The following is a 21,561-nucleotide window of genomic DNA, read 5'->3' on the forward strand; positions in this document are numbered from 1 at the left end:
TTCATTGCAGTATTACTACTGCCTATTCTCATGGTTTCTGCCCAAAATCCCACGGTCAACCCAGGAGAAAACCTTGTAACTGAGGGTATCCCAACGATACCTGCATCGCTGACAGAAACAGTAGACCGCTACACCCAATTTCGATCGGCTGGTCTTGCTAGTTGGCATCCTCATCGCCGTGAAATGCTGATTTCAACCCGCTTTGGCGATGTGCCCCAAGTACACTTAGTCAAATTTCCTTTAGGGAGTCGCAAGCAGTTGACTTTCTTTTCAGAACGAGTGAATGGGGGAACTTTTCAACCCACAGAAGGCAAGTATTTTGTATTTAGTAAAGATACTGGTGGTAATGAATTTAACCAAAATTACCGTTATGAATTAGCGACAGGAGAAATTACACTTCTTACTGATGGGAAGTCAAAAAATAGCCGGGGCGTGTGGTCGAATCGGGGAGATAGAATGATTTACACTTCCACCCGCCGCACTGGTAAAGATTATGATTTTTACATTATCGATCCGAAAAATCCGAAAAGCGATCGCCTGTTAACCCAGGTTGAAGGCGGCGGTTGGGGTGGTTTAGATTGGTCGCCAGATGACGCGCAATTTTTAGCACAGGAATACATCTCTGCTAATGAAAGCTATCTTTGGCTGATGGATACTCAGTCGGGTGAGAAAAAATTAGTCACGCCCAAGGGAGGTAAGGAAAAAGTTGCCTATTATGGCGGCGCATTTAGTAAAGATGGTAAGGGTTTGTATGTAATTACTGACCGCGACTTTGAATTTTCTCGGTTGGCGTACATTGACTTAGCAACATTACAGCACACCTATCTCACCAGCAACATTCCTTGGGATGTAGAAGATTTTGACCTTTCCTATGATGGTAAACAGATTGCTTTCGTCACTAATGAAGACGGGGCTAGCGTGTTGCATCTTTTAGAAACAGCCACAGGTAAGGAAAAGCCACTGCCAAAGTTACCTGTAGGAGATATATATGGTGTTAGTTGGCATCGCAACAATCAAGATTTAGGCTTTACCTTAGTTTCTGCGCGAACAACTGCTGATGTTTACTCCTTAAATATCCTTAGCAATAGAATTGAACGCTGGACAGAAAGCGAAACAGGCGGCTTAGATACAGAGAATTTCCCCGAAGCCCAACTAGTACGCTGGAAAAGTTTCGACAATCGAACCATCTCCGGCTTTTTGTATTTTCCCCCCGCTAAATTTAAAGGTAAGCGCCCAGTAATTATTGATATTCATGGAGGCCCGGAAAGTCAGTCTCGTCCTTCATTTTTGGGACGGGGTAACTATTACTTGAACGAATTGGGAGTTGCGATACTTTTTCCCAATGTCAGGGGTTCAAGTGGTTACGGTAAAACCTTCTTAAAGTTAGACAATGGCTATCAACGGGAAGACTCAGTTAAGGATATCGGTGCATTATTAGACTGGATTGCAACTCAACCAGACTTAGATAAAAACCGGATTTTAGTCACAGGAGGAAGCTATGGTGGCTATATGTCCTTAGCAGTTGCAACTAAATATGGTGACAGAATTCGTGCTTCCATTGATCTGGTCGGTATTTCTAACTTCGTCACTTTCTTAGAAAAAACCGAAAGTTATCGGCGCGATTTACGCAGAGTAGAATACGGGGACGAACGCGACCCAAAAATGCGAGAATTCTTGCTGAAAATTTCACCTTTAAATAATGCCAGTAGCATTAAAAAACCGCTATTTGTGATTCACGGCAAAAATGATCCCCGCGTTCCTCTCAATGAAGCCGAACAAATTGTAGCGACAGTGAAAAATAATCAAGTACCAGTTTGGTATTTGATGGCGAAGGATGAAGGGCATGGTTTTAGTAAGAAGAAAAATATTGACTTCCAATTCTATGCAACGGTTATGTTTGTCAAAGAATTTTTATTGAAGTAGTCAATATCTAGTATTTGTAGGGTGGGCAATGCCCATCCTACATATTATTTCTGTATTTTTTATTTTTTTGATTTATGATATCAGCACAATGTTATTTGCGCTTTTGTAATTTATCTGAGAGCTTGAGTTAATTCAAAGCTTCTTGATAAATTATTTCTTGAAACTGAATCATATCTTTTTGCGGGTCGGCAAGGCTAACTTTAACTAATAAATGTTCGCCCAAACTCACAGAACGTCTAAAAGACATAGGCAATTGTAAGCCTAAGTCTTCTAAGAGAATTAACGCTAAATTGCTGTCTTCCCGCAGCCACATTAAAACTGTCACTTGCCAAACTTGATCGGGATAACGCCGCAAATACTCTAAAGCATAGTATCTGTTAGTTTGGCGTTCTACCATTGTCACTTCTTGGGTGATGCTGGTAACAGTCATCATCACCTCTTTGAGTTGTTCTGCTGAGAAGGGTAGAACTTCGCCACGCAAATGGGCTTTGAGTTGAAAGTGGGTAAGCAAATCGCTGTAGCGGCGGATGGGAGAAGTCGCTTGAGTGTAGGTATCCAAACCTAAGCCAGCGTGACGCACTGGAGTAATACTCATTTCGCTTTTGGGCATACAGCGGCGCATAGCACAGGCGCGAACGAATCCGGCTGGTAGCTGAAGTAATTCTTCTTCTGGGGGTAATTCTGGCTGTGGCTGACCGCGAAACGGTAGGGGAATTTTATGAGTTTGACCGTAGCGGGCTGCGACTTCGCCAGCTAAAATCATCATTTCTGCTACTAGTTGCCGTGATAGGGAGTCATCTAAAATATCAATGCTGATCTCGTCACCTTTGACTTTAATTGCTGCCTCTGGCATATTGATGCTGATGGCACCTTGAGCGTATCGCCAAGCTTTACGTCGCTGTGCCCACATAGCGATCGCGGCAATTTCTGGTTCTGCTTGTACTCCTAATTGCAGCATCTCATCTACATCTTCGTAGGTGAGGCGGTAAGTGGGCTTAATAAAGCTGGGATGAATACTGTAATCTTCTACTTGCCCAGTTGGATCTAAAATAATCCCAAAGCTGAGGGCGCAACAAACTCGTCCCTGTACCAAACTCATGGGGCCAGTAGCTAAGACCTCAGGGAACATGGGAATCATGCCTGTAGGCAAGTAAACTGTACTACCCCGCTTTCTAGCTTCTAAATCTAGGTCATCTTCTGGTACTAACAACCGGGTAGGGTCAGCAATATGTACCCACAGGCGTTCCCGTCCATCTGGGAGTGATTCCCAACTCAGACCATCGTCGATTTCTGTGGTACTTTCATCATCAATTGTGTATACCTTTAAGTGAGTCAGATCGAGACGGTCTGTATCTAGATCTGAGGGTGGGGAATCCAAACGCTGTTGCGCCACTTCTAATACCTTGCTAGGAAATTGAACCGGAATAGCTGAACGACGCAAAAACAAGTTTTCGTTGGGACTCCACCAACCCAAGTCAACTAGTAGTTGAAATGCTCCTTGGGGCGTTGCGGGGCGTCCCAGCATGGTCATCGTTTCCAATACTGGGCCTGGGGGAGGGTAAGCCCTAGGTAATGAGTCATAATTTACCCCCATACGCACAACATCTGCTACTAGGGCTGCGTATTTTTCTAAGGCTTCTAGGCGTTGGCGATCGTGGCGTTGCCATTCTACGGTTTCACCCGCTAAAGCTTGTTCGACACGCGCCAAAAATTCTTGCTGTCCCTTAGCTTTTTGGGCTTCTACTTCTAGCTGGTGTTTGCGTTCTGCTACTTGAGCTGTCGTCCTCGGCTCATAGGCGTCTCCCTTTTGCTTGAAATAGAGTTTGTCGTCTGACAACAAGCAATGGGCGGCGTAACAATGAGGCCCTTCTGATTCCGAAAACAACAGATTCGCCATTTCGGGTGGGGTAACTGTTTCCCCATCTTCAACCAGCAATTCCCAGGCTACTTCCAAGCTAGATGGATCTAAATATGGCTTGACTTGTTCTAAAAAGCTGCCAATATCCGCAGGCTTGTAGGTTTGTCCGTTAACTGTATAGGTAATTTGTCTAGGCGCGAGGCTGTGGGATTGACCGCGTTCATCTACCACAAACCAACGGGTTTTTCCGTCTGGGCGATCTACTACTCCCAGACGGCGATCGCCTTGAACCCTAAATTCAACTAGCGTCCCCTTCTCCACAACTCTCGCACTTAATTTGGTTAACTAATAAATTTTAGATTTTGGATTGAATATTGACTACTGAATCCAAAATCTCATGATTTTTTATATGCAGAAGATGATTCTACACTGACTTAATGAGATTTTAGATTGTGGACTCAGAAAATTTGCAGCCACATACACCATAAATGCAGCTGCTAGAGATAATCCATAACCTAAAATTCTCGCTTTCAACTCGAATTAGCCTTCGGCGTTGATAAACGGCAACAAGGCAACAATTCGAGCACGTTTAATTGCTAATGTCAAGTCTCGCTGTTGCTGAGATGTCAGCCCAGTGATCCGACGTGGCAGTATCTTACCTCGTTCGGTGACAAACTTCCGCAACAAATCAACATCTTTATAATCAATAGGTTCTCCCGGCTTAATCGGAGATAGACGACGACGATAGTAGCTCATCTTTACTTAATTTCCTTGTGGACTGTGTGGGTATTGCAATGGGAGCAGAACTTTTTCAGTTCTAATCGGTTGGTGGTGTTACGCCGATTCTTCGTAGTGGTATACCGGGAAACACCAGGAGAACGCTTGTTAGCGTTAGTGCGACATTCGGTACATTCTAGTGTCACTATTATGCGGACACCTTTACTCTTAGCCATAATCTTACAAACCGTAAAGCCTGGAGAGAATTAACACAAATGACTATCTTCTCACATTTCGTCGCAGATTTTCAACTAATCGCTTGACTTTGATATCGAGCGAGTAGCCACGACGCGACGAAACTATGATAGTTCCTGCATAGCGGTCATGCAAAGCCTGACGCATCTGGGTATCATACAAGGCTGTACCACAGTCAATCGCCAGGGGAAGTACTAGCAGTATAGCAGTGGGATTGGCAATAATATTGCCTAAAGCAATGGAAACCAAAAGCGCACCTACACCAATTATTGCTTCTCTTTTGAGCAGTGCCAGCAACTCTGGAATTCTACCCATTACTTGCCCAGCTTCGACTTCCAGCACTTTGAGGTCAAATGCCCAACGCCCTAAACTTTGTCCTTGATTGTTATATACTACTAGCACCCGTAAAACTAGCCAAGCGATCGCGAACACTAGAATTTGTACAATTTGAATACCCGAACGGTTGCTGCCCAAGAGGGAACTAATTAACCAAACACCAAGAAAATCTAGCCCCAACGCCATACCGCGTCGTCCAATTTCAGCCTTGGGATAGTGTTTTTGAGGTACTCGTTCAATGGTCATACAAACTCAGCATTTATCTGGGGATTAAAGTTTGGTATTGTGCTTTTCCTCTAACCCAATCTTAAGCGAATTAACATTTGGCTATAGTAAGTTTTCAGTTTTTTCTAGCTACTGAATCGCTTACTATGACCAAATTGGTTGCAGTGCTCTTAAGTAGTCAAATTTACTTGCACAATCATATCGTTGAAGTCTTTGTCACCAATATTTGCTAAATCCTCAAAGCCAAAGATATTACTACCTAACAGGTTAATATGATCCATCCGATCTGCGTTAGCTCCCAAAAATGGGAAGTAAATTGCGGGATCGTTACTGGGATTGCCATCTAAAATTGCTTCTGGTCTACCATTAGCAATCATAAATGGTGCGAAAATAGCGCCTGGCTGGAAAGTTCCTGTATAAGTTGCCGTACCTTGGTTATTAACTGTCAAATCCATACCCACAACGCGCCCACGAACTGCTGCTTGAGTATAGCCTGAGTCCCCAATACGTAAATCAACTGTACCATTACCATCGACATCAATACCTCCATTCTCATCAGCAACCTGATAAAAACTAACAAAATTTTTGAAAGCTGCTTCTCTATTGACAATAAAATCGGCTTTTACCAGTTGTGTCACACCTTGTAAATTAATCAGTTCTCCCTGTAGCTTTCCTTGTAAATTTGTACCCAAAGGTAAGGCTTGATTTGTGGGTTGCACTTTCACCACTAAATCCTTGAACTCATCAGTGCTATGACCACGAATATCTTTCCAGGCTAAGGAGTATGCTTCATTCCCTAAATCTGTAATCTTTTGCGTTGAGACATCAGAAAATAGCACATTGCCGATCGGGGCGACTCCAGTTTGCACAGCATCAGTTGTACTATTTTGTACTAAATAAAATCTTAAATTAGCATCAGAATCTACTTCTAGTAATTTTGTGAGATTGTCGGTTCTAAAGCCATTAGGAACATTAGCAATAGTAGAGAAAATTACCTTGGATCTAGCTAAAGCTAGCTGGGTATAACCAGCGTTTCCTGGTGCTAGATCGCCAATTCTGCCGGTACTATCGTCAACGGTAAACACGCCAATTTCATTTACTTGCTGAGAATTATGTCCTGTCAGCGTAAATTGCAGGGTTGCTTTGGCACTGTCACTGGTGATGTGAAAAATATCATGACTAGGATTTGTCAGATGGGTTTGCTTATTTTCTGCAACCACTTTAAAGGGTCGCATCATCTCATTATCTTCATGTGAAAGGATGTGGCAGTGCCAAACATAATCCCCTGGTTTATCAAATTTGGCAATGATGCGAACAACTTCACCGGGATTGGCAATAACAGTGTCTTTCCAACCTCTTTCAGATGGTAATGGAGCCTCTACATCGCCGCTGAGAGTGACATTCTCCAACCTTTGCTTAGTCCCTTCCATAGCATCTTTGCCCACAGTGACTACATCACCATTAAATTTCTCGCGGTTGAGAATCTGGAAGTTCGTCAAGTGCAGGTGAATTGGGTGTGCATCCTCGGTAGTGTTGTAGAATTCCCAGACTTCAGTAGTACCCAACTTTGGTTGCTCTGTAATTGGGTCATCCCATAGTAATGAGCCATCTGCCATTGTTCCCAATTCTGGTCTGATCCGGCCAAACTTGTCTCTACCTTCAAATAGAACGAGTTGTCTTGTAGGTCCGGTTTGAGTGAGGGGTTCTATTTCGTCAGAACGTAACTCTGTTGTCAATCCATCGGTTGCGTCAGTATCAACTTTAGCGTTCGGGATAGAACTAAGGGGCTGATTCACCTCGATTTTCAGGATCTGGCCTGTTGTATTGGGATCGGCCAAATTTGGTTCTTCATCTGGATGCTCATTGAGTCCCATGAATGGTTCATCTGGCCCCAAATTTTGTAAGATAAACTCTTTTCCTGCATCGCCAGTGAAGTCAACAATCACATCAGCACGTTCGCCAGGTGCAATTACCAACTTATCTAATGCAATTGGTGTTTTAAAAAAGCCTTGCTCTGTCCCAATTTGGTAAAACTTTTCTTGAGGATCGTTAAACTTGAGGATATAAAATCGCGAGTCAGAACCATTCGCTAACCGGAGGCGATATTTCCTAGGTTCAACCTCCATTTTGGGCCATGCCATCCCGTTCACCATAATGAAGTTGCCGAAGAACTCGGGGATGGCGCTAGGATTAGGTGGTGTAGGCGGGTTTGGGTCTACTAGAGGATCTGGCTCTACTGGTGGATCGGTGGATGGAAAGTACAGCTGTGCATCCGCAGTGAACATCCGATCTTGAATGAGGATTTCTCGCTCGTAAGAACCGCTAGGCAAAACGCCTTGATGAATCAGACTATTCTCATTTTGATCGCGCAGAAGATAAAAGCCTGCTAAACCTGCATAGACGTTAAGGCGCGTCAGTCCTAGTGCATGATCGTGATACCAAAGAGTTGAGGCCTCTTGGTCGTTGTCATAAGAATAGTTCTTCTTAACCCACTGCGGCCCTGTTTCCGAAAAATCTTGTGTGAACCAAGCCTCAGGCGCTCCATCGCTAGCTGCTTCGCTGTGACCACCATGTAAGTGGGTCACGGTAGGAACATACCCCTTTTCCAAGGTAGCTTGAACAGGTTGTGCAATATGGAGACTCCGATCTATTGGTAGTAAGTGTCCGTTTTTGGGTAGATCGTTTTCCCACCGAACTTTTATGGGAACATCTGTTTGCGCTACAAATGTGGGACCAGGAAAAATATTTTGATTTTTACCTTCATAGCTATATCCCCAAACATTGGTATTAAGACGTACATCATCAGGGGTGCCGTATACACCATCAGCACCTGGTCCTGCGTATAGTCCAAGCCATTGCTCGGTTTCTCGCATTTGAATTGTAAATTTGCCACCTTTTGTCGCATCTATTCTAATTGGAGTCGGCAGCAAGTTGAGAAATTTTGGTTGATTGTCTGGATCTAGTAAATTATTAATCATAATTTCGCAAATCTTTATATAAAATTTATATGTTATGAAGATTATTGTGCTTTGTGTTTTCTCTTTTTAACCTCATGTTGTCCTGATTATTTAAGGTATTAGTATTTATTTAAAAAAACAATCTTGGTAGAAGCATCAATTGAAAACTCCGAGATTAGCCCTATTGCTAGGTTATACTCTCAGGAGTAATAAATTTTGTCAATGCAGTAATCATAAACTAACTTCAAAATCAATAAGGCATGATTTACTACTAAATGATTTTCCAGGATTTAGATTTTTTAATTAATAGAATATTGTCAAATTAAAATAAATAACTTTATTGATTAAAATTTAATTTGTTAAATATCAATCAAAAACCTTACTCCTTAAGCAAATATCAGGGCATCAAACTGTAAATATGCGATCGCTTATCAGTTTTTAATATTTCGATTGGAAGGAGCGTGCGATCGGCTTGGGTTGTCAGGCTATCCTACGTCTATTGATCCCTACGCTAACACCAACGCACTGACTCAACTTTCCGCAAAATCTCAACTTGTATAAGAAGGGCGATCGCCCTACATACTATGATTCTGCGATCGAGTACTGTGTAAATTTATTACCAGGTTCATAGTGCATTACGCACTTATGAATATTAGGATAGTGTTGCTGGGGAAGGCTTACAAGAAGTATACAATAAATTAAGTATATTTATTTAGGTATAGAGGATAAATTATTGCCTTTATGTTTGATATTGAAGTGAGCGTTGAGATGCTGGCTCCCCGTGCAAAAAACGAAATAAATAACGAAAACCAACCAGATAGACCATAATTACATATGATATCTGGTAAGCAAATATAGAATCAGTCTGTGAATCACGTGCTAAAAGTTAAAGAAAGTGGTTGGTTAAAATCATCACTAGCCTCAATTATCTATATTCTAGAGGATTACCTAAAATGAAATTCATCCACACAAAAGCTGTACAAATCCCCGTGAGTACAATAATTTGCATACTAACTGCCATTAACGATCGCGATTATCCGCGGTTTCAGGAATTGCAAACAACCTTGATTAACCAGTATGGGGTTGAAGTCTGGCAAGATGTGTTTAATTGTCGTGTCTTACCTGCACTAGATCAGGAATCTAATAGATGGTTGCTGCAAGCTTGGTGTACTAAGGAAACAGCGAGTGTCACAATGTAGAGAATGGCTTTTATACTAGGCGATCGCTATGTTATCAGTCAGCGATACAGCAGCAGTTATTTTAAATTTAGTACAACCACTAGATAACCAGGGTGATACAGAAGTTGTAGATTTACTCACAGCAGGCGATCGCATTCTCGCTACACCTGTTACCAGCAAACTCGACTTTCCCCATTGGGATAATTCGGCAATGGATGGCTATGCAGTGCGTTATCTAGATGTGCAACACTGTAGCGCCGAACAGCCAGCAGTTTTGCAAATTGTCGAGCAAATTCCCGCCGGATATCAGCCTCAGTCTACAATTCAACAGGGTCAAGCCGCCCGAATTTTTACAGGTGCGGTAATGCCAAAGGGTGCGGATACTGTAGTCATGCAAGAGAGGACAAGGCGAGAGGATAACCACATTTATATCCTCGCTGCACCCCAACCACAAGAATTTGTCAGGCACAAAGCATCTTTTTACCAAGCTGGGACACCATTATTACCAGCAGGAATTAGATTAAATGCGGCAGAAATTTCTGTGTTAGCAGCCGCCCAGTGTCCCCAAGTTAGGGTTTACCGTCGTCCTCGTGTAGCAATTTTTTCTACAGGTGATGAATTAGTCACCCTCGATCGACCCCTAGCCCCAGGACAAATTGTTGATTCTAATGGGTATGCGCTGGCGGCTTTGGTAAGACAAAGTGGTGCAGAACCGTTAATGTTAGGGATTGTGAAGGACAATCCAATAGCCCTGGAGGAAACTATTACGCACGCTATGGCGAATGCCGATATAGTTATCTCTTCTGGTGGGGTTTCAGTAGGGGATTATGACTATGTTGACCAAATTCTCGAAAAGCTAGAAGCGAAAATTCATATTCGTGCTGTAGCTATGCGGCCAGGAAAACCCTTGACTGTGGCTACCTTCCCCCCTCAAAACTCAACAATCTACTTTGGTTTACCAGGAAATCCGGCTGCTGTGTTGGTAACGTTTTTAAGGTTTGTGCAGCCAGCGATTAAAAAACTCTCTGGGTTGGCTGAGGGTTGGGAAATAGGGTTTGTGAAAGTGCGATCGCATCACGAATTGCGATCGGATGGCAAGCGCGAAACTTATATTTGGGGTAAAGTACAGTTAACTGATGGTGTTTATGAATTTCACAAAGCTGGGGGTAGTCATAGTTCCGGCAATTTAATTAACTTAGCTCAAACTAATGCTTTAGCTGTGATTCCTGTGGGCCAAACTTTAATTTCTCCGGGTGAAGAAGTGCAAGTTTTACAAACATTATTGTAGCGATAATGCCCCCTATTCAATAACTACAACTTTTGATTTATCGGAATTTCAATCTGAAACTCCGTTCCTACTCCTGGTTCTGATATACAACTCAGCTTGCCCTTATGTTTTTCTACTACGATCTGATAGCTAATAGATAATCCTAACCCTATAACTTGACCTATAGGTTTAGTAGTGAAAAAAGGGTCAAATATTCGCGATTGAACACTCTGAGGAATTCCCAATCCATTATCTTTAATACTGATTCTCGCTTGCGATTTTTCTCTAATTTCAGTACGAATATTAATATTCCTAGGAGAACTTTTAACTCCTTCTAGAGAACGTTCTTTTTCTTGGTTTTCCTAAGCATCGATAGAATTAACCAGAATGTTCATAAATACTTGATTCATCTGCCCAACATAGCATTCAGGATAATTTACCTGCTTCAAACCCATCAACATCGTAAAATTTGGAGCCGATATTTATATCTGTTAATTTATTCCACAACTGTTTATTGGTTGCAAAATATTGATCCACAGTTTAACCTTGAGTGCGATCGCACTCAAAGTATAGCGATTCACCAAGCCAAAGCCAAACCATCCGCACGAGTCTCAGAGGCAGCAATTAACACTGTCACAAAATCCAATACACATCTCAATGTTGATCGCTCAGAAAATCGCAGATCGAGCTGTAAACCTCTACTGAGTGAGTTAAGGTTGGCATATGATCCGCACCATCAATTTTGGCAAAGCGAATATCAGGAACCTGCTTAAACAACTCAGCGATGCGGAAGAGGTCGTTACTATCCTTTGTCCCAATGATGAACAGGGTTTGTGTCTGAAGTTCGTGTAATCGAGCGATCGCAGGTGGCTGCGGCCATATCTGCTCAGAACTCTGCCAATCAAAGTATCTCTGGGTATTGTGCTTGGTCATCTCATACATTAGCTCGCTCTGGGGACTATTCATAATCGTGCTGTATATGGGCCTTTCTAACATCAGCTTGACCATTTTCTCCACATCCGGAGCCGCCGCCATGACTTCCGCAAACCACTGTTCCATTTCTGGTGAGAATTGATAACCTGAGAGTCCAGGAGCCACTAGCACCAACTTAGACACTCTTTCGGGATAGGTGAGGGCGAAATCAGTAGCGATTTGTCCGCCGATGGAATGTCCCACAAGGGTAGCTTTCTCAATACCGATATGGTCAAGCAACCTGGTTAAATCTTCAACATAATTAGCTGGTTCCAAAGGTGGTGGTGACTGTCCCGCACCGCGTCCGTCGAAGGTAATTACCTGATATTTCTTGGCTAACAGTGGGGCGATCGATTGCCAATCGCGTAAATCTGCACCACCACTGTGAATTAATGCGATCGCTTCCCCAGTACCTTGAATTTCATAATGCAAATCTATTGTCATATCCATCCTCCTTTCAACCGCCAGTCCTTGACGGTAACGATAGATGTTTTGGTGAACGCTACCACTACTGCTAATATAGTTTATAACTGACCATTCAGTCAATAAAAAGTCATAGAAAAATAGCCCTCCTGTTTAAGGGAGGGTGAAGGGAGTATTTGATAGATCGATTAAGCTAACTGAACAACCTATTACAACGACTGACTAGCGAGTGCTGACTTTTGCTCGCGGTTGATTAAAATACCTCTCAACCCGGCGGCTTTAGCACCGTTATAATCTTCTTCTACACTGTCGCCAATATGCCATGCTGCTTCTGGTGAACAGCCATGTTTTTCTAAAGCAATAGTGAAAATTTGGGGATCGGGTTTAGCCGCACGTGCTTGAGTAGAAATGGTAATGGAGGCGAAAAAGTCTCTCAATCCCAAACTTTGCAAAACCGAGTAAATGCGGGAATCAAAATTAGAAATCACTCCTAACTCAATTCCCATCCGTCGCCAATTTACCAAAGCTGGTAATACATCAGGATAGACAAACCAAGGTTCAGCAGTGCCAAAGTGGATGTAAAGTTCGCTAAAAAAAGCCGAAAAGTCAGCAAACTGCTTGAGAACACCTGCACTTTCAAAAGTATTGAGGGCAATTATCCGCCACCAATCAAATTCGCGCTGGAGTATATCTTGTGAGTCTGCATCGAGAAATATTGGTGGTGGTGATGCTTTAAAGCTATCGATGAATGCTTTATTCAATGTATCAGCGGAAACCTCTACATCAAATTCCTGGGCTATCTGACGATAAACTTCGCCCACACTACCCTTAACCCCAATGAGTGTGCCTACAGCATCTAAAAAAATAACTTTCGGTCGTTCCATCAAAATGTTATGCTTTTGAGTCCTGGATTTTAAATTGTGCTCGATCGCAGCTTCAGTGCATAGTTATATTTACGCACTATTTGCTACTGAGAAAGCGTTTCTATAATAGGACGGACTAGCCAATTAAAACCAACTCTGAGCTGATGGTCTAAAGTTGGCAATCGATACAGATAAGCCAGACGCCGGGCTACGTATGCTAATGAACCGTCTAATTTGATTCCTAAGCCTGTGAGAGTAGCATTATCTACACCCAATGACAATATTTCTCCGAATTTTTGATATTGGAAAGGCAGTAAGGGACGATTTGTGAGGGAAGCCCAGAGATTCCAAGCTGTATAATCGGCTTGCTGAAAGGCAGCTTGCGCAGTAGCGGGGATTTGCTGACCTTTAGCATCAACACAGTCGGCTAAATCGCCCAAGGCAAAGATTTCTGGATGTTCTAAAACTTGCAAAGTTGGTGTAGTAGTGATTTGACCGCGCTGATTGTGTTTGAGAGGTAAGGATTTCACTACCGGACTCACCCGCGTTCCTACAGTCCAGATCGCTAAATCTACAGGAATTGTGTCTACTTGATTTTTATACTCTAGAGAAATAGTATCTTTGCCAATAGAATCTACATTGGTTTCTAAATCAATAAATACGCCCCGTGCTTCTAAAGCTTTTTTTGCGGCTTCGCGGTTAAATTCTGGCGAAGTGCGTAAAATTTGATCGGTAACTTCGATGAGGCGGAAGCGTCCTTTTTCTCCGAGTCGGTCTGCTAGCTTACAAGCTAACTCTACACCGCTGTAACCAGCCCCAACAATTGCTACGCGAATTTTATCTGCATCGGATTCTTCCAAAACCCGCAAGCGTTCTTCTAGCCGATAAGCATCAGCAATTGTGCGGAATGGGTAGGCGTAGGAGGTCGCACCGGGAACCAAATCTAGAGGAGTTTCTCCGCCCAAGGCTAGTACTAAGCGGTCGTAGGAGAGTTCCGGCCCGTTTTGTAAATGTACTCGTTGCTGGTCGATATCAATGCCTGCAACAACAGCTTGGTAAAAACGTACACCAGTGCCTTGTAAAAGTTCTGCGAAAGGTGGGGCAATTTCCCAAGTTTGCAGTTCGCCAGTGAGTAATTCGTACAGTAGAGGAGAAAATAGGAAGCGATCGCTTTGATCGATCAGGACAATTTCCGGTTTTTGCGTAGATTCCCAAGGTAACTGGCTCAAGCGCAAAGCAGTATAGAGGCCACCAAAGCCTCCACCAAGGATTACAATTCTATGAGTTGGTTGAGTCATCTTTTGTGAGGGAACGTCAATCCCAGCTAGGCAACTAACTTTCAGTGTAATGATTAATTTATATCTCTGGCCATGATTCCCAAATCTAGAGTGAATAATTACCTAAAAGCTTAGTTTGCGATCGCATTTAGTTCCCAGATATTTAGCCATGAGGTTTTACGAGTACATTTGTTACTCTATGTACTTTGGATGGGAACAATACAGGTGAGCCTATTAAGGCAATATTTCCTGCTGAGTTTAACAACAATCTTGTGGACTGGTAGTGCCAAACTTAGATGACCCGAATCAATTTCAGAAAGCTAGTTACCCAAACAGAATTCCTGACCATCCTCAACCACCTAGAAAAGGAGATGGGCACTACTATCTGCATTGAAGATATCGATGGCAAACCACTAATCGGTATTAATCATGATGTCAACTCTGATAAATATCCAGTGAAGCTGTCAGAAGAAATTATCGGTTGGGTAATTGGAGAGCAAAAAATTGCTGCTATTGCGGCTTTAGTTTCTTACCTAGCACAACAGCAACAAGAAAAGAAAGAAGTAGTTAGAGAATTGCTAGATAAGTATGAAGAAATCGATCTATTTCAAGACCTTTCTACACAAATTACAGCCAGTTTAGATGTTCAAGAAATTGCCAGATTGGTCATTAAAGAAGCTAGAAATTCAATTAACTCTACCAGTGGTGCAATTTTATTGTTAGATGGCAAAACTGGTTGGCTGAAAATTATTTGGGAAGATGGTCAGATTGGCACGCTAGCAGAACCTCTGAAGTTAGGTCAAGGCATAGTTGGTAAAATTCTGGAGTCAGGTAACGGTGAGATAGTTAATGATACATCTGCCGATCCAAGATTTATGGAGTTTCAGACGCAAATTAATTCTCTGATTTGCGTACCTCTAAAGTCTAAAAACCAGCTGATAGGGGCAATTGTTATATGCAGCGAGACTCCAACTACATACTCTACTAAAGACTGGAAACTGCTGAGTATTTTGGCATTGCAAACCGCAGGCGCGATCGAAAAAGCTCTACTTTATGAGCAAAGTTGCACGGCTGCACAAGTCGCCCAAGAACAAGCACAGCAACTCCAGCGCACCCTTTTTGAACTCCAGCAAACACAAACTAAGTTGATTCAAAGCGAAAAAATGTCTTCATTGGGTAATTTAGTTGCAGAAGTTGCCCACGACATGAACAATCCAATTAACTATGTGAGTGGGAACCTCAGCCATATTCAACAATATACGCAAGAACTTCTCAATTTGTTGCAACTTTATCAACAACACTATTCGCAGCCTGTTGCAGAAATTCAAAACTTCCTCGATCGTACCGATTTAGAGTTTTTGATTGAAGACTTGACTAAAACCCTGTCATCCATGATTTTAGGTGTTGGGCGAATGCGTCAACTGGCTTTGTCTTTAAGAAACTTCTCCCGCTTAGATCAAGTAGAGATGAAGCCAGTTGATATTCATGAAGGAATTGATAGCACATTGCTGATTCTGCAAAGCCGACTCAAGCCGAAAGAAAGAAATTTAGGTATTCAGGTAATCAAAGAGTACGGTGATATTCCCTTGGTTGAAGGTTATGCGAATCAGCTAAACCAAGTATTTATGAACTTGATTGCGAATGCCATCGATGCTTTAGAGGAGTCTACGATCAGTTGCCAATGGCCCATGATCTCACAAAAAAGTAGTGATAAATTGCAAATTCGCATTTCTACCGAGATAATTGATTCCAATTGGCTGAAAATTCAAATTTCTGACAATGGCCCGGGTATCCCAGACAGTTTGCAACAGCGATTATTTGAGCCATTTTTCACCACTAAGCCTACTGGAAAAGGTACGGGATTAGGGCTATCAATCAGCTCTCAAATTGTTGAGAAGCATGGGGGATTGCTGCGTTGTTTATCTCAGCCTGGAGAGGGAACTATTTTCTCTATTGAAATTCCGGTTGTACAAAAAATATAAAGAATATGTAGTTAGAAAATACCAGAGATAATTCTCTAGCCAGTATCATCCGATAAATGTTGTAGTAGTCAATAAAAACTCTTCAACCTTAAAAATACTGACAGACATATCACCGACACAGGTATACAATATTATTGCAACATCTAAAAATCAATATTTATCCAACAAGCCAACAAATAATCTCGATTTTATGAGGAAATAATGCCGATTGTCTTGAAACACAAATAGCTATTGCTTAAGAAATATAGAAAAATCTATCATCTAGAGATTTTTATTATAAATACATACATAGGATAATTTGAAATGAATAGAAAAGTATTAATTGTTGATGATGAAACTAGCGTGCGTCTTTTACTCGAAGAGGCTCTTGAAAGTTTAGAAGCAGACGAAGTAGAAATTTTAATAGCTAAAAATGGTGAAGATGCATTAAAAATTATTCAGACAGAAAAACCCAAGCTTGTTTTTTTGGATGTCATCATGCCAAAAATGACTGGCATAGAAGTTTGCAATATGGTTAAAAATAAATTAGAAATGTCAGATGTTTACATTATTATGCTCACGGCTAATGGGCAAGAAGTTGATAAACAACAAGGGTCTGAAGCAGGCGCAAATTTATATATGACTAAGCCTTTCCGTGCCAAAAATGTTCTAGACATTTCTCGCGAGGTACTTGGTTTGTCGGCTGTTTGTGAATAGCCTATAGCGCTTATATGTTTAATTTGTATAATCCTTAGCTTAGAAAGGCTTAAGAATGCATTTTGAATAATTATTAGGTTTTAAATTTCTTATTTATCAATTTGAAGAAGAATTCAGAATCAATTAGTGTGGTAAAGTAGCGCACTTTTTATTCATTAATTTGCTGTACATCCAGAATTTCTCTTTTCCTAAATTAACAAAGGCAACATCAATGACAATTAAAGTTTAAGACGGTCTGCCGATTTAAAACCGCCTTAAACTTAAAAACTAACTAAAGGCAATTAGTTACCACCGGTGGTGATAGCTTTATTGTGGATTGGGGGATCTTCAGGTTTTCTATGCCATTGACCCCCATTACCTGGTTCATATTCATTCTTCACGCTATTCCAAGCGATATCACGCGCCGCTTCTTCACCCATACCGTTGTCTTGGGCTGCATTGAAAGCTGCAAAGAAAATTTGTTGGGCGTGTTCAGGAAGTTGATTTTGAATGTCTTGAGGCAATTCACTGATTTGGTTATAAGGCATAAACCTACTCCGATGTCTCAACTTAGTTAGGTTTATGCTAAAAAATGAAAAAATAGATTTCCTCTGCAAGTAGAGATATACAAACACCATACTTTTGGCTGAGTAAAACAATTTTCAAATCAGCCCAGCAATGATGTTGATGGTGATTGCTAGAATGGTAGTGTTAAAAAAGAAAGATAATATGCTGTGAAGTAAAGTTAAGCGTCTCATTGCGCGAGATGTTGTCTGTACATCAGAAACTTGACTAGTCATACCAATAACAAAAGAATAATAGAGGAATTCCCAATAGTCGGGATAGTCATTATGAGGAAAATCTAACCCTCTATTGATTTCTCCGCTAGTATTAGTAGAAATCTGATGTTGATAATAGGTGTGTGCATATTGCAGTGCAAACATTGTATGCACCAGTAACCAAGACCCTATAATTGTCATAATCGAAAGTACGAGGTGTAAGGTTAATAAAAGTACAGATACACCTTTTTTATCAGTAAGTAAGAATCCGATCGCTAACACACTAGCACAAGCCGCAGCAATTACTAGCATGAAGATAGCCAAACGGCCTTCGTATTCACTCTCAGCATAACGACGAGTCTTTTCTGGCGTAGCTTTGACCATCTTCCACCAAGTTATGACTAGAAAAAAGTCAGCGCTTGAGTTCCAAGCGCAGAGAATACGGGTAGGTAAGTGTAGCCAATGGGGAAGCAATAGTGAAACTATGGCAGCAATCACAATAGCTGCGATTAGTCTAGGTCGAGGATCGAAGTCTTTAAATATATTAATTCTAATAGGCACTTTAAAAATGTTCAAATTGATTAACGGTGTTTCTCAATCAACGTATTAATTTAAATATAAAGAATTTTTAGGAAATTTATCTACAAAATTTATGTGATGAGACAAAAATATTTTGGTATATATAATCAGCAACAACTGATAACTATAGAAAATTTTATCGAAGTTAAAAATATCGTTGATTATGGTGGGCAATGCCCACCCTACACTACTACTAGATACTACCAAATCACAGTGTCTTGCAATTTGTAGAGCATCTTATTACTAATACCTGGAACTCTTTCTAAATCTTGTAAAGATGTAAACTTTTGCTGTTGGCGAGCGATAATTATTCGCTGTGCTAACTTTTTACCAACACCGGGTAGAGTTACTAATTCTTCCAAAGTAGCAGTATTAATATTTACTTTTTTAATTACTGAATTAGGAATTGATGTAGGAGTTGTAATCTGAGGACATTGTTTAGCTTCGGCTGTTATTTTTTGTTGAATTGTAGGCGGTAAACCAAGTTTGACATTGGTATAAAGACGGGCAAACTCTCGTACATAATGGGCTGCAACTGTCGGACTTTCAACCACAATTAGGGTTTCATCGTTACCATTATTGGCTGCTTCAGACCAATTATGAGAACCTGTAATTACTATTCTTCCATCAATAACAGCAAATTTGTGATGCAATAAATCGCCTTTGGGTAAGGTTGGAACGCCAACGCTAGTAATGGGATTTTGCCAAGGTTTATTATCTACTTCATATTTACATTCTTCACTGAGAGCTAACCCCATCATATCTAATGCTTCGCTATAAGAACGATAAGCAAATTGTGGTTCTATCAAAGTGCGAATTTGTACGCTTTGTTGATGTCGATTTTCTAGAATATTGGCAAGCTGCTGTTCGGAAAATACAAATAATGCTAGATCGACCGATTTGCTTGCTGATTCTAAAGTTTTGCCAATTAAACCATTAGTACTTTGACTCCAAGGTTGAGTTGGGGAATTTGGAGAAAACTGTACGGTAATTTTAGTTTGACCTAATGTAATAGTTTTTGGTAAACGCGCTGGCTTTTTTACACCAAATAAACTATCTGGTTTTCCTCCGGGGCCGTCACCCCACATGGCGTTAAACTCTTCTGTAAATAACGCGGCTAATTCTGGACTGTCAATTTTTAAGAAGTTATTGGCGTTACCTAAACTATTGGGATTTGTAAAGTCTCCAAATACATCGCTTAAAGTAAAGTTGGCAGAAGTTACTATTACGATGCGATTGTCTACAATTACAAATTTATGATGCATCAAATTGCTACCTGCTGAACCATCGGCGCGATCGTCTATCCAAGGAACTTTGGTATTTTGTACAATCGCTAAAGCATCTCTTTGATTAATTTCTGCTTGGCTGAGTTTGTTGTCTTGATTAATGTCTACAAATTTCCGAAATTCGTTGTAGCGTTCCTGTTCCCTTTTTTCTAGCTTACTAATTTCATCAGTTGTGAAGCTAGTCCAAGGACGGCTATAGGTATTTTCTAAAATTAATCTAACCTTTACTCCGGCTTTGTGTTTGTCTGCTAGTGCTTGGGCGACTTTCGGTAAACGTAATTCTTGAACGGCTACGTCTACTGTCGATTTAGCTTGAGAAATTGCATTGACAATCTGCTGTTCTAAATTATCTCCCAGACGAGTTTGCTTGCGGTAAGGTTCTGTGAATTCTGAGGACTGGGAATGGTTAAAGTAAACTTGAACAAATGGATCTTGTGGTAGAGGTGCTGGATGTTTATCCTGAGACTGGACTTTTTGGCAAGATGCAATAGTAAATATTAGCAAAAATATAAAATAATACTTGAGACGGGAAAAAAGTTGCACGGTAATCTGATAAAAGTAGGTTGAGAGTTAACACATCATATTATTCCCAAAATAGAGTATGCCCATTAAGTAGAAAAATAGCTTTACAAGTAGGGCAGAAAGTATACATTATGCAAAATTCTTTAGAGCTTTTTTAGGATTAAGTAACTTAACTGTATATGCTGAAAATATAAGCAAACCGTTGTCAGCGTATGTCTTCACTTATTGATTGGTGATATGCAAATATATCTAGATTACAGTGCTACTACTCCCACTCGCCCAGAAGCGATCGCATCTGTGCAAAAAGTTCTCGCTCAACAGTGGGGCAATGCTTCTAGCTTACATGAGTGGGGACAACGGGCAGCAACAATTTTAGAAGTAGCGAGAATCCAAGTGGCGGGATTAATTAACGCTGCTCATCCAGAGTCGATTGTATTTACTTCTGGGGGGACGGAAGCTGATAATCTGGCACTGATGGGTGTGGCTCGATTGTACAATGTACCGCAACACTTGATTATATCTAGCGTTGAGCATTCCGCAATTACGGAAACGGCGCGATTGCTGGAAATGTGGGGTTGGGAAGTGACTCGCCTTCCGGTAGATCGTAAAGGTAGAGTTAATCCTTCAGATTTGCAAGCAGCATTACGAGATAATACAGTATTGGTGTCTGTGATTTACGGTCAAAGTGAAGTTGGAACAGTACAAGCGATCGCAGAACTGGGAAGTATTGCCCGCGAGCATGGGGTATTATTTCACACAGATGCAGTGCAAGCTGTCGGACGCTTACCTATTGATGTAGAAGTATTGCCTGTAGATTTACTTAGCCTTTCTAGTCATAAAATATATGGGCCGCAAGGCGCAGGGGCGTTGTATGTGCGTCCTGGTGTAGAGTTAGTACCGCTATTTGCTGGTGGTGGACAAGAAAGAGGACTACGTTCTGGAACTCAAGCTACAGCTGTAATTGCTGGCTTTGGTGTAGCGGCTGAACTCGCAGCCCAAGAAATGTCTACAGAAACACCGCGTTTAATTCAATTACGCGATCGCTTATTTGCTCAGTTAGCTGATGTTCCTGGTTTAATTCCCACAGGCGACCTTGAGCATCGCTTACCCCATCATATTAGTTTTTGCTTGGAATACGCCGACGGGGAAAAACTTAGCGGTAAAACTTTAGTACGGCAATTAAATTTGGCAGGAATTGGTATCAGTGCTGGTGCAGCTTGTCATAGTGGTAAACTTAGCCCTAGCCCCATCTTGCTGGCAATGGGTTATTCCGAACAAGCTGCTTTAGGTGGAATACGCATGACTTTAGGGCGAGAGACTAGTGAGGCTGACATCGATTGGACAGCAATGGTTTTGCAGCAGGTTTTGCAGAGGTTGACACCTGTAATTTGAGAACAAGCCAATGTTTTGGCATCACAGGTCGATGCATTAATATAACGAGCCGATGTTTTGCTATAACAGGTCGATGCATTAATATAACAAGCCGA

General features: G+C 41.4%; 18 protein-coding genes. 6 read left to right on the forward strand and 12 right to left on the reverse strand.

The annotated features are described in order from the left end of the window. Positions 1 to 30 precede the first annotated feature (30 nt). On the forward strand, positions 31 to 1,923 hold the full coding sequence (locus AACU33_RS05150) for a prolyl oligopeptidase family serine peptidase (RefSeq protein WP_096595140.1): 1,893 nt from the start codon (positions 31 to 33) through the stop codon (positions 1,921 to 1,923). 127 nt (positions 1,924 to 2,050) lie between these two features. Here AACU33_RS05150 and AACU33_RS05155 read toward each other — a convergent pair whose 3' ends face one another. The 5 genes from AACU33_RS05155 to AACU33_RS05175 all read right to left on the reverse strand — a co-directional run bounded on the left by AACU33_RS05155 (position 2,051) and on the right by AACU33_RS05175 (position 8,292). Then, positions 2,051 to 4,102 carry a ribonuclease catalytic domain-containing protein gene (locus AACU33_RS05155; protein ID WP_096587350.1) on the reverse strand — a complete coding sequence of 684 codons (2,052 nt, stop codon included), beginning with the start codon at positions 4,100 to 4,102 and terminating at the stop codon, positions 2,051 to 2,053. Between the two features lie 219 nt (positions 4,103 to 4,321). Next, complete coding sequence (rpsR, locus tag AACU33_RS05160) at positions 4,322 to 4,537, reverse strand: 30S ribosomal protein S18 (protein WP_045870620.1); 216 nt, start codon at positions 4,535 to 4,537, stop codon at positions 4,322 to 4,324. 2 nt (positions 4,538 to 4,539) lie between these two features. Further along, the gene (rpmG, locus tag AACU33_RS05165; RefSeq protein ID WP_086683484.1) at positions 4,540 to 4,734 is read right to left on the reverse strand and encodes a 50S ribosomal protein L33; all 195 of its coding nucleotides are present in this window, start codon (positions 4,732 to 4,734) and stop codon (positions 4,540 to 4,542) included. Between the two features lie 43 nt (positions 4,735 to 4,777). Then, a complete protein-coding gene (locus AACU33_RS05170) occupies positions 4,778 to 5,335 on the reverse strand; it encodes an RDD family protein (protein ID WP_096587351.1) in 558 nt (185 codons plus the stop codon). A 149-nt stretch (positions 5,336 to 5,484) separates the two neighbouring features. Beyond that, positions 5,485 to 8,292 carry a multicopper oxidase domain-containing protein gene (locus AACU33_RS05175; protein WP_339375775.1) on the reverse strand — a complete coding sequence of 936 codons (2,808 nt, stop codon included), beginning with the start codon at positions 8,290 to 8,292 and terminating at the stop codon, positions 5,485 to 5,487. Positions 8,293 to 9,224: 932 nt separating this feature from the next. On the opposite strand from AACU33_RS05175, the gene AACU33_RS05180 reads away from it, so the two are divergent. Together AACU33_RS05180 and AACU33_RS05185 are read left to right on the forward strand one after the other, a co-directional pair. Beyond that, positions 9,225 to 9,470, forward strand: coding sequence for a hypothetical protein (locus AACU33_RS05180; protein ID WP_096587352.1), 246 nt, complete (start codon positions 9,225 to 9,227; stop codon positions 9,468 to 9,470). A 28-nt stretch (positions 9,471 to 9,498) separates the two neighbouring features. Next, positions 9,499 to 10,737, forward strand: coding sequence for a molybdopterin molybdotransferase MoeA (locus AACU33_RS05185; RefSeq protein ID WP_096587353.1), 1,239 nt, complete (start codon positions 9,499 to 9,501; stop codon positions 10,735 to 10,737). A 23-nt stretch (positions 10,738 to 10,760) separates the two neighbouring features. Here the strand turns inward: AACU33_RS05185 and AACU33_RS05190 are convergent, their stop codons facing one another. From AACU33_RS05190 to AACU33_RS05205, 4 genes are all read right to left on the reverse strand, one after another. Further along, positions 10,761 to 11,024, reverse strand: coding sequence for a sensor histidine kinase (locus AACU33_RS05190; RefSeq protein ID WP_339376490.1), 264 nt, complete (start codon positions 11,022 to 11,024; stop codon positions 10,761 to 10,763). A gap of 346 nt (positions 11,025 to 11,370) precedes the next feature. Beyond that, positions 11,371 to 12,132 carry an alpha/beta fold hydrolase gene (locus tag AACU33_RS05195; RefSeq protein ID WP_339375776.1) on the reverse strand — a complete coding sequence of 254 codons (762 nt, stop codon included), beginning with the start codon at positions 12,130 to 12,132 and terminating at the stop codon, positions 11,371 to 11,373. A gap of 188 nt (positions 12,133 to 12,320) precedes the next feature. Continuing rightward, positions 12,321 to 12,995 carry an HAD-IA family hydrolase gene (locus AACU33_RS05200; RefSeq protein ID WP_096587354.1) on the reverse strand — a complete coding sequence of 225 codons (675 nt, stop codon included), beginning with the start codon at positions 12,993 to 12,995 and terminating at the stop codon, positions 12,321 to 12,323. Between the two features lie 83 nt (positions 12,996 to 13,078). Further along, entirely contained in the window at positions 13,079 to 14,272 is a 1,194-nt protein-coding gene (locus tag AACU33_RS05205; RefSeq protein ID WP_096587355.1) for an NAD(P)/FAD-dependent oxidoreductase, read from the reverse strand. Between the two features lie 275 nt (positions 14,273 to 14,547). On the opposite strand from AACU33_RS05205, the gene AACU33_RS05210 reads away from it, so the two are divergent. Both AACU33_RS05210 and AACU33_RS05215 read left to right on the forward strand, forming a co-directional pair. Beyond that, positions 14,548 to 16,233 carry a GAF domain-containing sensor histidine kinase gene (locus tag AACU33_RS05210; RefSeq protein WP_096587356.1) on the forward strand — a complete coding sequence of 562 codons (1,686 nt, stop codon included), beginning with the start codon at positions 14,548 to 14,550 and terminating at the stop codon, positions 16,231 to 16,233. A 303-nt stretch (positions 16,234 to 16,536) separates the two neighbouring features. Next, a complete protein-coding gene (locus tag AACU33_RS05215; protein ID WP_096587357.1) occupies positions 16,537 to 16,929 on the forward strand; it encodes a response regulator in 393 nt (130 codons plus the stop codon). Between the two features lie 281 nt (positions 16,930 to 17,210). On the opposite strand, the gene AACU33_RS05220 is transcribed toward AACU33_RS05215, so the two are convergent. From AACU33_RS05220 to AACU33_RS05230, 3 genes are all read right to left on the reverse strand, one after another. Further along, on the reverse strand, positions 17,211 to 17,456 hold the full coding sequence (locus AACU33_RS05220) for a ChaB family protein (RefSeq protein WP_096587358.1): 246 nt from the start codon (positions 17,454 to 17,456) through the stop codon (positions 17,211 to 17,213). 114 nt (positions 17,457 to 17,570) lie between these two features. Then, the gene (locus tag AACU33_RS05225; protein ID WP_339375777.1) at positions 17,571 to 18,248 is read right to left on the reverse strand and encodes a DUF1345 domain-containing protein; all 678 of its coding nucleotides are present in this window, start codon (positions 18,246 to 18,248) and stop codon (positions 17,571 to 17,573) included. Between the two features lie 218 nt (positions 18,249 to 18,466). After that, on the reverse strand, positions 18,467 to 20,095 hold the full coding sequence (locus AACU33_RS05230) for a DUF655 domain-containing protein (RefSeq protein ID WP_096587359.1): 1,629 nt from the start codon (positions 20,093 to 20,095) through the stop codon (positions 18,467 to 18,469). Between the two features lie 216 nt (positions 20,096 to 20,311). On the opposite strand from AACU33_RS05230, the gene AACU33_RS05235 reads away from it, so the two are divergent. Continuing rightward, complete coding sequence (locus AACU33_RS05235) at positions 20,312 to 21,466, forward strand: cysteine desulfurase family protein (RefSeq protein WP_096587360.1); 1,155 nt, start codon at positions 20,312 to 20,314, stop codon at positions 21,464 to 21,466. Positions 21,467 to 21,561 lie beyond the last annotated feature (95 nt).

The organism is Calothrix sp. NIES-2098, assembly GCF_963875125.1.
GTDB lineage: Bacteria > Cyanobacteriota > Cyanobacteriia > Cyanobacteriales > Nostocaceae > Aulosira.